General features: G+C 72.4%; 12 protein-coding genes. 7 read left to right on the forward strand and 5 right to left on the reverse strand.

The window, feature by feature from the left end; genetic code table 11:
- Positions 1–208 precede the first annotated feature (208 nt).
- The 3 genes from ASD48_RS22430 (at position 209) to ASD48_RS22440 (ending at position 5,573) form a co-directional block, all read left to right on the forward strand.
- Entirely contained in the window at positions 209–1,963 is a 1,755-nt protein-coding gene (locus ASD48_RS22430) for a beta-galactosidase family protein (RefSeq protein ID WP_057603584.1), read from the forward strand.
- Positions 1,963–4,398 carry a beta-galactosidase gene (locus ASD48_RS22435; RefSeq protein ID WP_057603409.1) on the forward strand — a complete coding sequence of 812 codons (2,436 nt, stop codon included), beginning with the start codon at positions 1,963–1,965 and terminating at the stop codon, positions 4,396–4,398. The genes ASD48_RS22430 and ASD48_RS22435 overlap by 1 nt, the downstream gene beginning before the upstream one ends.
- Before the next feature lie 95 nt (positions 4,399–4,493).
- On the forward strand, positions 4,494–5,573 hold the full coding sequence (locus ASD48_RS22440) for a LacI family DNA-binding transcriptional regulator (protein WP_057603410.1): 1,080 nt from the start codon (positions 4,494–4,496) through the stop codon (positions 5,571–5,573).
- Between the two features lie 130 nt (positions 5,574–5,703).
- On the opposite strand, the gene ASD48_RS22445 is transcribed toward ASD48_RS22440, so the two are convergent.
- The 4 genes from ASD48_RS22445 to ASD48_RS22455 form a co-directional block, all read right to left on the reverse strand.
- Positions 5,704–6,576, reverse strand: coding sequence for an ANTAR domain-containing protein (locus tag ASD48_RS22445; RefSeq protein WP_057603411.1), 873 nt, complete (start codon positions 6,574–6,576; stop codon positions 5,704–5,706).
- Positions 6,577–6,722: 146 nt separating this feature from the next.
- Positions 6,723–6,848, reverse strand: a complete 126-nt coding sequence (locus ASD48_RS46015; RefSeq protein ID WP_282438253.1) for a hypothetical protein — start codon at positions 6,846–6,848, stop codon at positions 6,723–6,725.
- A gap of 26 nt (positions 6,849–6,874) precedes the next feature.
- Positions 6,875–8,500, reverse strand: a complete 1,626-nt coding sequence (locus tag ASD48_RS22450; RefSeq protein ID WP_057603412.1) for an alpha/beta fold hydrolase — start codon at positions 8,498–8,500, stop codon at positions 6,875–6,877.
- Between the two features lie 13 nt (positions 8,501–8,513).
- Positions 8,514–9,959: an alpha/beta fold hydrolase gene (locus ASD48_RS22455; protein ID WP_242432675.1), complete on the reverse strand. Its 1,446-nt coding sequence runs from the start codon at positions 9,957–9,959 to the stop codon at positions 8,514–8,516.
- Positions 9,960–10,890: 931 nt separating this feature from the next.
- On the opposite strand from ASD48_RS22455, the gene ASD48_RS22460 reads away from it, so the two are divergent.
- The 3 genes from ASD48_RS22460 to ASD48_RS22470 all read left to right on the forward strand — a co-directional run bounded on the left by ASD48_RS22460 (position 10,891) and on the right by ASD48_RS22470 (position 12,247).
- Positions 10,891–11,124 (forward strand): serine hydrolase, encoded by a 234-nt coding sequence (locus ASD48_RS22460; RefSeq protein WP_057603413.1) that lies wholly within the window; start codon positions 10,891–10,893, stop codon positions 11,122–11,124.
- Positions 11,125–11,126: 2 nt separating this feature from the next.
- Positions 11,127–11,351: a hypothetical protein gene (locus ASD48_RS22465; protein WP_057603414.1), complete on the forward strand. Its 225-nt coding sequence runs from the start codon at positions 11,127–11,129 to the stop codon at positions 11,349–11,351.
- A gap of 62 nt (positions 11,352–11,413) precedes the next feature.
- Positions 11,414–12,247 (forward strand): DUF4436 family protein, encoded by an 834-nt coding sequence (locus ASD48_RS22470; protein ID WP_057603586.1) that lies wholly within the window; start codon positions 11,414–11,416, stop codon positions 12,245–12,247.
- A 120-nt stretch (positions 12,248–12,367) separates the two neighbouring features.
- Here the strand turns inward: ASD48_RS22470 and ASD48_RS22475 are convergent, their stop codons facing one another.
- Positions 12,368–12,622, reverse strand: coding sequence for a hypothetical protein (locus ASD48_RS22475; protein ID WP_057603415.1), 255 nt, complete (start codon positions 12,620–12,622; stop codon positions 12,368–12,370).
- A 1,273-nt stretch (positions 12,623–13,895) separates the two neighbouring features.
- Between ASD48_RS22475 and ASD48_RS41350 the strand changes: the two genes are divergently transcribed.
- Positions 13,896–14,126 carry a mersacidin/lichenicidin family type 2 lantibiotic gene (locus ASD48_RS41350; protein WP_063887479.1) on the forward strand — a complete coding sequence of 77 codons (231 nt, stop codon included), beginning with the start codon at positions 13,896–13,898 and terminating at the stop codon, positions 14,124–14,126.
- Positions 14,127–14,352 lie beyond the last annotated feature (226 nt).

Genomic DNA, 14,352 nt, shown 5'->3' on the forward strand with positions numbered 1-14,352 from the left:
CCCCACCGCTCCCGGCCGCCACCCCGCACCGCGCACGAGACCGAGAACAAGCACGCCTGCACGCACGAGACCGAGAACAAGCACGAACAGGCGCACGAGACCGGGACCGCGCACGAGACCGAGAACACGCACCAGCAGGCGCACGACACCGAGACCGAGACCGCGCACGAGAACGCACCCGCATGTGCGTTTCGACGAAGGGATCCGCATGCCAGCCCTGACCGCGACCTCCGACGGTTTCCTCCTCGACGGCGAACCGTTCCGCATCCTCTCCGGCGCTCTGCACTACTTCCGCGTCCACCCCGACCAGTGGGCCGACCGGCTGCGCAAGGCCCGTCTCATGGGCCTGAACACCGTCGAGACGTACATCCCGTGGAACGTCCATCAGCCAGAACCCGGCACCCTCGTCCTCGACGGGATCCTCGACCTGCCCCGCTTCCTGCGGCTGGCCGCCGCGGAGGGCCTGCACGTCCTCCTCCGCCCCGGCCCCTTCATCTGCGCCGAGTGGGACGGCGGCGGCCTGCCGCACTGGCTCACCACCGACCCCGACATCCGGCTGCGCACCAGCGACCCCCGCTTCACGGACGTCGTGGACCGCTACCTGGACCTCCTTCTCCCGCCGCTCCTGCCGCACATGGCCGCGTCGGGCGGTCCGGTCATCGCCGTACAGGTCGAGAACGAGTACGGCGCCTACGGCGACGACATCGCCTACCTCGAACACCTGGAGCACTCGCTCCGCTCACGCGGCGTCGAGGAACTCCTCTTCACCTGCGACCAGACCGACGGCGATCACCTCAAGAACGGCGTGCTGCCCGGTGTCCTCGCCACCGGCACGTTCGGCAGCCGCGTGGACCAGTCCCTCCGGCGGCTCCGCGAGGCCCAGCCCGAAGGCCCCCTGATGTGCGGGGAGTTCTGGATCGGCTGGTTCGACCACTGGGGCGGTCCGCACCACGGAAGGGGCGCCGAGGACGCCGCCGCCGACCTCGACCGGCTCCTCTCGGCGGGCGCCTCCGTCAACATCTACATGTTCCACGGCGGCACCAACTTCGGTTACACCAACGGCGCCAACCACCACCACGCCTACGTGCCGACGGTCACGTCCTACGACTACGACGCCCCGCTCACCGAGAGCGGCGACCCCGGCCCGAAGTACCACGCCTTCCGTGAGGTCATCGCCCGCCACGCCCCTGTCCCGGACGAGCCGGTCCCCGCCCCGTCGCCCAAACTCCCCCCGACCACCGTCCGGTTGACCCACCGCGCCCCCCTCCTCCCGCTCGCCGACCGCCCCGTGCACGCCACGGACCCCCGATCCGCCGACGAGCTGAACCAACGCTCCGGGTACACCCTGTACCGGACCACCGTCCCCACCCCAGGGGCCGGCCTCCTGCACTTCGCCGGCGGAGTGGGGGACCGCGCCCAGGTATTCCTGGACGGCGCCCCCGCTGGCGTCCTCGAACGCGAGCGCTACGACGAGACGCTGCCCGTCCACGTTCCCCGGCCGGACGCCGTACTCGAGGTGCTCGTGGAGAACATGGGCCGGGTCAACTACGGCCCCCGCATCGGCGTCCCCAAGGGCCTGCTGGGCCCGGTCACGCTCGACGGCACACCCCTGCGCGGCTGGGACTCCCACGCACTGCCCCTGGACGACGTGCCGGTCACCGCCGTGTTCGCCCCGGCCGAGACCCCCACCTCCGCCGAACCCGCCCTGCACCGGGGCACCTTCGAGGTGCGGACCCCCGCCGACACCTTCCTCTCCCTCCCCGGCTGGACGAAGGGCCAGGCCTGGGTCAACGGGTTCCACCTCGGCCGCTACTGGAGCCGCGGCCCGCAGCGCACCCTCTACGTCCCGGCCCCCGCCCTGCGCCCCGGCGTCAACGAGCTGGTCGTCCTCGAACTGCACGGCACCACCACCCTCGACGCCCGGCTCACCGACACCCCCGACCTCGGCCCGGAGCGGTCCTGATGCGGCACCGGGTGAGCATCCCGCCCCCCGCCGGGCCGCCGCGCCGCGGCCACCTCCCCTTCGCCGACGCGCCCGGCGCCCCCGACCCCGTCGAGGTGACCAGCCGCTGGCTGACCCGGGGCGGCCGCCCCTGGTTCCCGGTCTCGGGGGAGTTCCACTACTCCCGGTACCCGGCCCGGGAGTGGGAGGAGGAGCTGCTGAAGATGAAGGCGGGCGGGGTCACGGCCGTCGCCTCGTACGTCATCTGGATCCACCACGAGGAGACCGAGGGCCGCGTCCGCTTCGACGGCGACCGTGACCTGCACCGCTTCGCCCGGCTCTGCGCCCGCCACGGCCTGGACTTCATCCCCCGCATCGGCCCGTGGTCGCACGCGGAGGTCCGCAACGGCGGGCTCCCCGACTGGGTGCTCGCCCGCACCGCGGCACCCCGCACCGACGACCCGGCCTACCTGACCGCCGTCCACCCCTGGTGGGAGGCGGTCGCCTCGCAACTGGACGGCCTGGACCGCGCGCACGGCGGCCCGATCGTCGCGATCCAGATCGAGAACGAGCTCTACGACCGGCCCGGCCACCTCCGCACGCTGAAACGCATGGCCCAGGAGGCCGGCCTCAGCGCCCCCCTGTGGACCTCGACGGCCTGGGGCGGAGTCCACCTCCCCGACGACGAACTGCTCCCCCTCTACGGCGGCTACCCCGAGGCCTTCTGGACCGAGGCCGACGGCGGCTGGCCCGACACCTGCCGCAACCACTTCTTCTTCACCCACCAGCGCGACGACGAGGGCATCGGCGCCGACCTGCGGCCGACGGCCGTACGCGGTGTCGACCCGGAGGCGTACGCCGACCGATTCCCCTGGGCCACCTGCGAGTTGGGCGGCGGCATGGCGGTCTCCTACCACCGCCGCCCGCGGGTGGACGCCGCCGACGTCGGGGCCCTCGGCCTCACGAAGATCGGCTGCGGCTCGGTCTGGCAGGGCTACTACATGTTCCACGGCGGCACCAACCCCGCCGGGGAGCGGACGACCCTCCAGGAGTCCCACGCCACCGCCTACCCCAACGACCTCCCGGTGCTGACGTACGACTTCCAGGCGCCCCTCGGCGAATACGGCCAGTACCGCCCCTCGTACGACGAACTGCGCCTCCAGCACCTGCTGCTGGCGGAGTTCGGCGAGGTCATCGCCCCCATGCGGTCGGTACTGCCGGACGGCCGGCCGCGAGGCCGGCACGACCGCGACACCCTGCGCTGGGCGGTCCGCGGCGACGGGCGCGCCTCGGGCTTCCTCTTCGTCACCAACCACCAGCCGCACGAGCCGCTCCCGGACCACCCGGACACCAGCTTCGCGATCGGCTTCCCCGATGCCCCGCCCCTCACCCTCCCCAGCACCCCCGTCACCGTCCCCGCCGGCGCCTACTTCTGCTGGCCGCTGCGCCTGGACGTGGCCGGCCTGCGTCTGGACTGGGCCACCGCCCAGCCCGTCTGCACGATCACGGACGACGACGGCCGTACGGTCCTCGTCCTGGCGGCGACGGACGGCATCGAGCCCGAACTGGCCCTGGACGCACGGACGGTGAGGTCCGTCGCCGGCCCGCCCGGGACGCGGGTCACGGCCGTGACCGACGACGACCGCCTCCTGATCACCGGCCTGCGCCCGGGCACGGAAGCACTGGTCGAGACGGAGACCCCGGCCGGCGACCGGGTCGCCCTGCTGGTGCTGGACGCGGCCACCGCCCGCACCGCCTACCGGGGCGAGGCCTGGGGCGCGCGGCGGCTCGTCCTGTGCCCCGAGGGCGTGGTCTTCGACGCGACGAACGGCGAGGTACGCGTCCACCCCCGCACCCCGCAGGACGAGGGGCCCCACGCCCGCACGGCCGTCCCCGCGGTCTCCCTCTCCGTCCTCCCGGCCCCGCACCGCCCGCCGACGACACCCGGTGCCACCGTGAAGGAGAGCCGGGACGGCGCCCTGACCCGCTACACACTCGTCCCCGACGAGGACGCGCCCACCGTAGCCGCGCCCACCTTCACCGAGCTCCGCCCGGCAGGCCCGCCACCGACCCCGGAGACGGGCGTACCGGGCCGGGCGAGCGCCCCCGCGGACGAGCACTACGACACCAAGGCGGCCGTCTACCGCGTCGACGTACCGGCGACCCGCGCCGGCGCCCCGACCCCGCCCGGTTCCGACCTGCTGCGCCTGCACTGGACCGGCGACGTGGCGCGCGCCTACGTGGGGGACGCACTGGTCGCCGACCAGTTCTTCACGGGCCGCCCGTGGGACATCGCGCTCGACCGGCTCCCGCCCGGCGAGCCGCTCACGGTGCGGATCCTGCCGCTCGCCGCCGACGCGGCGGTCCACCTCCCCGTCACCCCGCCGGCCGGTGTCGCCGAGCTTCGGCACGCCCGACGGATCACCACCCGCACCTGGCGGCTCGGCACGACCTGACCCGCGCTTCCTCGGGCGCCCGGCCTATCCTGTGGGTCCGCCGGGCGGCCCAGCGCGACCGGCCCCGGACCAGTCCCGAGGAAGAAGCCCCCACCATGACCCGAAGCGCCGCCGACGGCCCCGCCGGCCCGGCGTCCAGGGGACGCAGCAGACGCAACTTCGCGGGCTCACGTCCGGTCATGGACGACGTCGCGAAACTGGCCGGAGTCTCCAAACAGACGGTCTCCCGGGTGCTCAACGACCATCCGGCCGTCCGCGCCGAGACCCGGGAAGCGGTCCGGGCGGCGATGCGCACCCTCGGCTACCGCCCCAGCAGCAGCGCCCGCTCGCTGGCCAGCGGCCGTACCCGCATGCTCGGCGTGATCTCCTTCGACGCGGCCCGCTACGGTCCCGCCTCCACCCTGACCGCCATCAACACGGCGGCGCAGGAAGCCGGTTACCTGGTGAGCTCGATCGCGCTGGACACCGCGGACCGGGACACGGTGGTACGGGCCGCGGACCGGCTGTCGGCGGAGGGCGCGGACGGTGTCATCGCGATCGCCCCCCAGGTCCGGGTGGCCCGCGCGCTCGCCGAGGCCCACCTCGACACGCCCCTGGTGGTCATGGACAACGACCTGGGTGACGGCACCCCCATGGTCACCTCGGACGCCAGCACCGGCGCCCGCAAGGCCACGCGGCACCTCCTCTCCCTCGGCCACCCCACGGTCCACCACCTGGCGGGCCCGGCGGGCTGGACCTCGGCGGACCGCCGGGCGGAGAGCTGGCGCGCCACCCTCGAGGCGGCCGGAGCCGAGGTGCACACCCCCCTCATCGGCGACTGGAGCGCCGACTCCGGCTACGACCTCGGCCGCGAACTGGCGAAGGACCCGTCCGTCACCGCGCTCTTCGTCTCCAACGACCAGATGGCCCTCGGCGTCCTGCGGGCCCTGTACGAGGCGGGCCGCCGGGTCCCGGAGGACGTCAGCGTCGTCGGCTACGACGACATCCCCGAAGCCGCCCACTTCCTTCCCCCGCTGACCACGATCCGTACGGACTTCACGGACATCGGCACGATCTCCCTCCGCATCCTGCTGAACCGCATCGACAGCCCGTCGACCCCCGGAAGCCCGCTCACGATCGTCCCCGTCGAGCTGTGCGTCCGCCACAGCACCGCCCGCCCACGCCGACCGGCCTGACCGGCCTGACCGGCCTGACCGGCCTGACCGGCCTGACCGGTCCGACCGGCCTGACCGGTCCGACCGGCCCGACCGGTCCGACCGGCCCGACCGGTCCGACCGGCTCACCGGCCCGACCGACCCACCGGGCTCAATCGCCCGGGCCCCGCAAGGCGGCGGCGTGGAGATGCTCCAGGGCGTCCAGCACGACGGTGGTCCAGTGCCAGGCCAGCCACCGGCCGACATCGCTGCCGGTCTGCCGGAGCGCGGCCAGCTCGGGCTGGGTGAAGCCGGTCAGCGGCCGCTCGTGATGGGAGGACACCATTCCCAGCGGCACGCCCCGCCGGTTCATCAGCGGCACGCTGTGCGCGGCCCGACTGCCCGTCTGGAGGATGGCGTGGCGGGAGGCCTCGTCGAACACCGGCGCCGACTCCACGTCCCGCACGGTGACCTGCCGACGCTGGCCGGCCGCCTGCGAGCAGGAGGTGGTCGGGGCGTCGACGAAGGCGAAGAAGTCGGTGAAGTACCTGTTCAGGCCGGTGTGCCGGGCCAGCCGGAGCCGGCCCCTCTCGCTCAGCTGGACATTGCCCATGGGCGTCTGGGTGATCGACAGCACCCGTTCCAGGGCCGCCGCGAGGACAGCGCCCTGGCTGGTGCCTTTGCCACGCTCGACCGGGAGCCCGGGAAGCGCGGGCGGGCCGCGCCGCACCCGGCCGGGGAACCACAGTGCGGCGTCGGCATCGGGCGCCGGTGTGCGGACGACGGCGTCGGCGAGGGTGGAGAGCTTGATGTTGAACTGCTGGGAGGCCTTCTTCATCAGGGCGAACGCCTCATCGGTGGAGCCGAGACCGTAGCGGTCGAGCAGCACCCCTTCGGCGCGGGCGACCCCGGCGCGGCCGTACAGACGGTTGCGCAGATCGAGATCGTCCTGCCGCCACCGCGGTGCGCTTCCCTGGCGGGACCCGGAGCCGGACACATCGGCTGCCGAGCCTCCTTCGGCAGGGTGCCGGGACAGCTGGCTCATACCAAGGGCTCCAATCCGGGATGGGTCCGGTCGACGGACGAGGGTGAACCCGGCGGGCGCTCCCCGGCCGGCCGGGGCATACCTCCTTACCAAGCACTGCCATCGCCTAACCGGAAGCCCGCCGGGTAAACCCGCCGGCTTCCGCGTCACAGCGGGTGCGGGGCGACGCGCGGGCCGGGCTGCCCGGCCCGCGCGTACGGCACGGCTCTCGTCCTGGGGATCGCGGCCCGGTGCCGCAGGGCCGCACCGCCGGGGCCCGTGTCCACCGCCACGGTGGACACGGGCCCCGGCGAGCGCCCTACGGTGCGATCTCGAACCGCGGCGGCTGGAGTCCCGCCAGGCAGCCGGTGTCCGGCGCGGTCGGACGGGCGAAGAACGACGTGGTGATCGTCTGCGCGCACCGCGAGTCGGCGAACACCACGTGGGCGACGTAAGGGACCGTGATCTTGGTGGAGCGGCTCAGCGTACGGGCGACGTAGGCCCCGTTGCTCGGCGCCGTCTGGGCGTCGAACCCGCCGGACAGGGCGAGGGTCGGGATGTCGCTGCGGGTCACGTCCCGGACCGACGGGGGCGCCGGGGGGACGTCCCAGGCCCGGCAGTCGTCGTGGAGCCAGGCGAGTTGCGGGGCGTTGGCCAGCATCGACCGGGGGAACGTCGGGAACGCGCGGCGGCCGCCGCGGATGATGTCGGCCCGGCTCTCGTACGGGGTCCACTGGCGGCAGAAGATGCCGTAGACCAGCCCGTGGGCGACCCTTCCGATGGCCTGCGGGCTGTACTTGCCGCCCGCGAGCTGCTCGGCGATCCGCTGCGGGTTGCCGTGGGCCAGTTCGTCGATGGACCGCGGCACCCCGGCCGCCACATGGGTCGCCGAGGTCAGCCAGGTGACCAGGTTGCTCCCGTCCAGCACGACCTTCACCGGCTCCGGGTGGACCGGGACCGTGACGGTGGTGGTGATCGGCCTGGCCTCCAGCTCACTGACGAGGCGGAGGAAGGTGGCCTTGAGGTTCGGGTAGCGCGTGTCGCAGGCGGGCTGCTGCGCGCAGGCCTTGAACAGGCCGTCGAAACCTTCGCGTGCGGCCTTCCAGGTCACGGCCCCGCCGGCGATGGACGGCGGCAGGATGCCGTCGATGCCGACCGAGCGGATGCCCTTCGGGTGCAGGCGCATGTAGTTGAGCGCCAGGTGGGTGCCGTAGGAGATGCCGAAGACGTTCCACTTCTTGACGTGCAGCGTCTTGCGCAGTGCGTCGTAGTCGGCCGAGCTCTCGATGTCATTGTAGGCGCTGCGGTCGGCGCCCTTGGCGTCCACGCGGGCGCGGCAGGCCCGGGTCGCCTCGACGTGCAGGCGCCCGGTGGACGGCGCGTTGGAGACGAGGCCGAGGGCGCGGGCGTTGAACCGGTCGATGTTCGGGCAGGTGAGCTCCGGGTCGGCCGAGTAGGTGCCGCGCTGGGACATGAAGATCACGTCGCGGTCGCGGTTCAGGTGGCCGCCGAGCGCCATCGGGATCTCGGAGACCGCGTCGTCGCCGGGACCGCCGGCGAGCCACACGATCGGGTCGGGCGCGGGGCGGCTGCTCTCGGCGGGCATGATCGCGACGGCGAGGGTGATCGTGCGTCCGTCGCCGCCCCCGTATCCCTGGGGCTCCTTGGGCCCCTTGGCCGGGGAGCGCTTCTCGGGCACGGTGAGGGTGCCGCAGCGGGCGCGTGCGAGATCGGGGATCGGGTCCGCCGTCCTGGGGCAGGGGCCCGGTTCGAAGTGGGCGTCGCCCACCGTACGGGCGACCGTGCCGATCGGGCCGGCGGTGCCGGACCCGGCATGCGCGGGCAGCGCGGCGAGGCCGACGACGAGGGCGCCGGCCGTGGCTGCGGCCAGCGTTGCCGGGAGCCGTCGAGCGGGGCGCCGGCTGGGGGTCGTACCAGGGGACATCGTGCAACTCCGGTCAGGGGACGATGGTGAACGGTTTGGGTCGGACTCCCGGCACGCAGCCGGTGTCTGGCGCGGTCGGCCGCGCCAGGAAGGAGACCAGGACCGACGCGGCGCAGGGCTCCTGGGGCACCACCCAGTGGGTGATTCCGGGAATCACCACCGCGGTCGAGCGGGGCAGCGTCCGGCCGGTGAACGGCCCCCAGCTCGCCCCGGTCTTGGCGTCGAAGGTTCCGGTGATGATGAGCGCGGGCACCTTGCTGTGGGTGGCCAGCCGCTGGACCGCGGTGCGGTCCGGGACGTTCCAGACCCGGCACAGGTCGTGCTCGAAGGGCAGCTGCGGTGCGTGGGCCAGCACCGAGTCCGGCCATCCGGGGAAGGCCCGGCGACCCGCCTTCAGCACGTCGCGCTTCGAGAAGCCCGGGACCCACTCGGCGCAGGCCACCGAGTGCGTCAGCCCGTGGGCGAACTCGCCGATGGCGGGCGTCGCGCCGGCGGCCTGGGCCCGCGCGAGGCGCTCCGGATTGCCGGCGGCGAGTTCGTGGAGCGCCGCGGGGACGTCGACCGCCGGTACCAGTCCGCCGTTCGCGACCAGCAGGTTCACCAGCGTGCCCCCGTCGAGGACGACCTTCACCGGGGTTCCGCCACCGGGCGGCGGTACGGTCAGCGTCAGGGGGTGCGCCTCCAGCCGCCGGACCTGCTGCGTGAGCGTGCGCGAGAGGTGCGGGTAGCGGGACTTGCAGGCGGGCTGGGCCTCACACGCCGCGAAGATCGCGTTGATGCCCTCCTGAGCGCTGTCCCAGGCCCACGGCAGGCTCACGATCTGTGGCGGCACGACCGAGTCGATCGCCAGCGAGCGGATGCCCTGGGGGTGTCGGCGCAGGTAGGTGAGGCCCAGGTCGGTGCCGTAGGAGTAGCCGTAGACGTTCCACTTCCTGATGCCCAGGGCCTTGCGGAGAGCGGCGAAGTCCGCCGCGTTCTCGGTGGTGTTGTAGGCCGAGAGGTCGTTTCCCTCGGCCGTCAGGCGGTCCCGGCACTCCTTCGCCGCGCGTACCAGCCGTCGTCCGGTGGACGGCGCGTCGTAGGGCAGACCGACGGCGGTCGCGTTGAACCGGTCCATCTCCGGGCAGGCGAGGTTCGGCTGTGAGTGGAGGGTGCCGCGCTGGGCCACGACGATCAGATCGCGGTCGCGGTTCACGTCGGAGTCGATCAGGAAGGGGATGGCTCCGAACGCGTCTCCGCCGGGACCGCCTTCCATGAACACGACGGGGTCCGCGGCCGGCGTCCTCGACGCTGCCGGGATGATGGCGACGGCCAGCCGGATGGTCCGTCCGGTGGGGCGCTCGCGGTTCTCGGGGACCTCCAGGAAGCCGCACCGCCCGGGAACCGGGTCGGGCGTCCGGGGACAGGGGCCCGGCACGAACCGCGCCGGATGCCCGGGCGGCGGCCCGCCGGCAGGCATCGACCGGGCGCTGCTCGGCGCGGTGCCGACGGCGCCGAACACACCCAGACAGGCGGCGAGGAGCGCCGCGTTCGTACGTGCTCGCCGGCTGAGTCGCGGACGGGAGTGTCGAGCCCGGCTCCGTACGGGTGCCCCCGCCCCGGAAAGGGAGGGCAGGGGCCCGGGACCGATGTCGTGTTCCGCCATGTGATCTCGTCTCTCTGACGTCCCTGGCCACTCCGGTCGGGGGACGGTTGGCATGGCTGCGCCCCACCGCACGGACGGGCAGGGCGCGTACGTCAGCCTGCTTTCGGGCCGGGGCATCCACCACTCGTCGCCTCCACTTGGAGCAGCCCCGCCTCGGACCGGACGCTGTCCCCGCTCGCCCGCTCGCCCGCTCGCCCGCTCGCCCGCTCGCCCGCTCGCCCGCTCGCCCGCTCGCCCGCTCGCCCGCTCGCCCGCTCGCCCGCTCGGCTCGCCTGGTAACCCCGGGCGGAGTCACCGCTCCGGCAGCGCTCCCTCGGCCGTATGCCCGGGGCCGGCGGCGCGCGCCCCGTCGCCGCCACGTCGTCCGCATGCACGTCCTCGGACCAGCCCGTAGCGTGGATTACGTGCGGTCCGCCGACACTGCCCAGGCGTCGCCCGGGAGGCCCCGTGGCATTCGGCTGAGGCCGCGTGGCCGTCGGCAGGGGTACGGGATCACAGGGATCACATGCCGGGGCGCGGCTGCCGCATCACGGCACACCGGCAGTGGCGCGCGGGCCGCGGCACACCGGCATCGGCGCGCGGGCAGCGGACTTGATGGCCTCGCCCCTCGGACGTCACCCCTCCGACGTCACCCTCCGACGTCCCAGCCGGCGCTGAGCCGATCCCGTTAGGTGGCGACAGCAGGTGGCGAAAGCAGGTGGTTTCCGTGACTCGGATGGCGTCGTTGTGTGCCGCCGGGGGCGCCATGGCTGTGGTCGTACTGGCCAGCGCCATCACCTCGAAGACGGTCTTCGACATGGCCTCCAATTCCAAGCAATTCACCGCGGACGCGGTCCTGTTGCTGGCCGGGCGGCACCGACTCGCGGTGAACGACCCCCTGTCCGACTACCTCGACGACCCTCCGGCCCGGGCGCGGGACATCACGCTGGGCGCATCGGCGGAACCGCACTGCTCGCCGGTGTCACGGACGGAGCGGTGAACGTGGGCGACGTCCTGCGCCCGCGCGGCATCGAGGAAGGGCGCTACGGGGCCGGAATCCTCCTCCTCCCCGACAAGAGCCTGGTGCATCGCGGCGACTGGGAGGGATTCCACAGCACCTTCAAGGTGAGCCCGGACCGCGACACCGCCGTCACCGTCGCGTGCAACGCGGACCCACCCGACAACTTCCGTGCGGCAGACCGACTGCTGGCCATCTGGACCAAGTGATGCGTCAGGGCCGTCCGGCACCTGCCGGCTCCCCTCGCCCACGACGTTCCGGGCGGTCCCTCCTGCCCGTGCTCATCCCTATCGCGTTCCTGATCGTGGTGGCGGTGGGCGTCGGCTCGTGGCTGCAGTTCACCGAGCGGCAGGCGGCCGACACGGTGCACACCGCCGGATCCTCGGCCGCCGACCGGGTGGACGTGGAGGCCGTCGTACAGAGTGTCGACGCCGTGGGCAGGGAGCTGGTACTGCGGGTGTGGGTGACCCCGCGCGGGACCCTCGGCGAGGCGGACGGGGCGGCCCCGGTGGCCGATCTCAGCCTCCAGACCTCGGGGGCGACGCTCAGCGACCTGGAGTTCGCGGCGCACGAGCGGCTCGCCACGAGAGACGTGCAGGTCGCGCTCACCGGCGGATCGATCAGCGACTATCCGTTCGACACCTACGAGACCGACATCGCGTTCCGCGCGCAGCTGGGCGGCAAGCAGGTGCCGGTACGGATGCTGTTCTCCAACAACGACACGCTCTTCTCGATCTCGGCGCAGCCCGCGCCCTCCCGGCAGGAGGCCGTGCTGGCGCTGGGGCTGGCGCGATCGGGCAGTCTGCTCGTCTTCGCGGTCTTCATGATGGTGGTGATGTGGGCGCTGGCGGCGTCCGTGCTCATCGGGGCCTGGTACCTGACGACCGGCAGCGAGGGCCTTGTCTGGCCCGGCCTCGCCTGGATGGCCGCCACCCTGTTCGCCCTCGCCGCGTTCCGCAACACCGCCCCCGGCACACCCCCGATCGGCTGCGTGCTGGACTGGTTCGCCTTCCTGTGGGCCGAGACCATCATCGCCCTCTGCCTGATCACCGTGGTCGTCACCGGCGTCAACAAGGCCCTCCACCAGGACACGCCGCGCACGTAGTGGCCGCGCCAGGACATGCCGCCCACGTAGTGGCCGCGCGGCACCGTTCCCCGACGGCGGGCCGGCCACGCCCGCGGTCAGGCCGCCGTGAGGGCGCTCGACGCGTCCTGGGCGGCATGACTACGGCAGGTCGTCGCAGAGGGCGTGGACCAGCTCCTCAAAGCCGGTGACCTCAACTTCGGCCGCTCCGAGAACGCGTCGGTCGATTTCGACCATGCGCTCCTGGGCCTCGATCGCCGCAGCGTCCGGATGCGGTTCCGCCTTCAAGTGGGCGAGCTTCGCTTCGTCCTCCGTCAGGTCCCTCTGCAGGCGCTTCCTTCGCTGCTTCGCCTGCTCGAGTTTGGCTTTGGCCGCCTGACACTGTTCCTGAGGCATGGTGCTCCCTAGCCGTGCGACGTTGCTTCAGCCTTACGGGCCGGCAGTCGGCGCGCACGTCGGCTTGGCCCAAGTGGGCGTCTCGCCGGGCCGCCACGGGCGGACCCGCTACGCGAAATCGGTACGGCTCACGCGCGCGAGCAGCGACGTCTCCATCAGCCCCGATGAGCGCCGACCTGTAGCAGAGCGGGACCCAGTGAGAATGGACCCGCTTCTCGGATTTTCTTCGGTGGGAGTATTTTGCTGTTTCGATCCCTGATCCCCTTGGTTTCTGTACGTGGGACTCGCGAGGAATCGGATTCAGCAACTCCGCGATCCAGTGATTCAGCCATTCCGCGATCCAGCGATTCCGCGAGTTCGGTGGAATTCGTGCGGTCAAGGATGGTGAACGGGCCTTCTCGTCACTCACGCCGAACCCGGCTCAGCTTCACCGTCCGATGGACGGTGGCCGCTGGGCCCCTCACTCATGGAAGTGGCCCGGACCATGCCGGTGACCGGGCGCCTTGCGTCCTGGCCACCTCGTGACACGCGCTTCCGTGGCCCGAGCCCGGGAAGCTCCCCCTCTGCGCAGGTTTCCTGGTCAGCTGGGCGACGAGCGTTCCATGACCCGGCGGCGGTGGAGCAGGGCGCCAAGCCCTGGACGACATCGACCGACCGGCCCGCCGGGGGACGGCCGCGTCCGGTGATCGACAGCGGATTCGGCCCGGGCGACTTCCGCGGCTACGCCCGTCTCGCCTCAAGGGAGGCGGCTGCTCGGAGACCGAGGCCCATTCGGTGCGGGCGAGCTCATTGACCGCGAAACAGTTGACCGCAAAACAAGGTCCCCGTCCCGAGGGAATGCCGAAGAGCCGTATCTGCGGCCCCCATCGCCTGGGGCGCGGTGCCGTCTTGACATGCCGGGGAGGCGGGAGTAAGGCTTGATATGCATAGGAGTTCGGGCAACCGTCCGACATTACGGAGTGGGTGTGCATCCTCTCGCCCCGTATACGGGATCAAACGGCCGATGCACTTCTCTTGGCAGCCGTGTTCCGTGCTCAGTTGGCGGGAGCGGTGCATACACTGCCGATTCGGCAAGAAGCGCCACCCCATAGCGCGTGAACGCGCCGGTGTTGCGCAACCAGGTATGTCCTTCGTTGCAAACACCCTGCGGTGGTCACGGTCGGCGCTTCGATGCCCAGGCCGGTGTCCCGCCGGCGAAGGGCGCGGCACAGAGTCGCCTGACGGTGGTGAATTCCACGGCCGAAATCAGAAATGAGAAGACAGGGAGAGCATCATGAGCCTCCGCAAGATCGTCCGGGCCTGGGAGGACCCGAAGTACCGTGACAGTCTGAGTGACCCCGAGCTGGCCGACCTGCCGGACAACCCGGCGGGCGTCATAGAGCTCACCGACGCCGAGCTGGGGCAGGTTCTGGGTGGCGCCCAGAGCGGCAACAGCGTCGGCTGCAACACCAAGACCTGCGTCTCGACCCGCGGCAACTCGCAGAACCCCTGCCGGAACTGCTGACGGCGAAATGCCTCTTTCGGTCGCGCAGCACCTCATGGATCGGCGGCTTTCCGGTTCCAGCGCGGTTGTACGCGGCCACCGTTGTACGTCCGGCCGTATTCGCGGTTCTGCAGCGTAACGGCAACAGGACACCCGCTTGACGCCGAGGTCAGGAATCAACGAAACGAGACGAGGGCTGCTAGGCGCTGTCCAGCAGCCCTCGTCGACGTGCCGGGCTGAGCAGCGG

It is taken from the genome of Streptomyces sp. Root1310 (assembly GCF_001426425.1).
Taxonomy (GTDB): Bacteria; Actinomycetota; Actinomycetes; order Streptomycetales; family Streptomycetaceae; genus Streptomyces.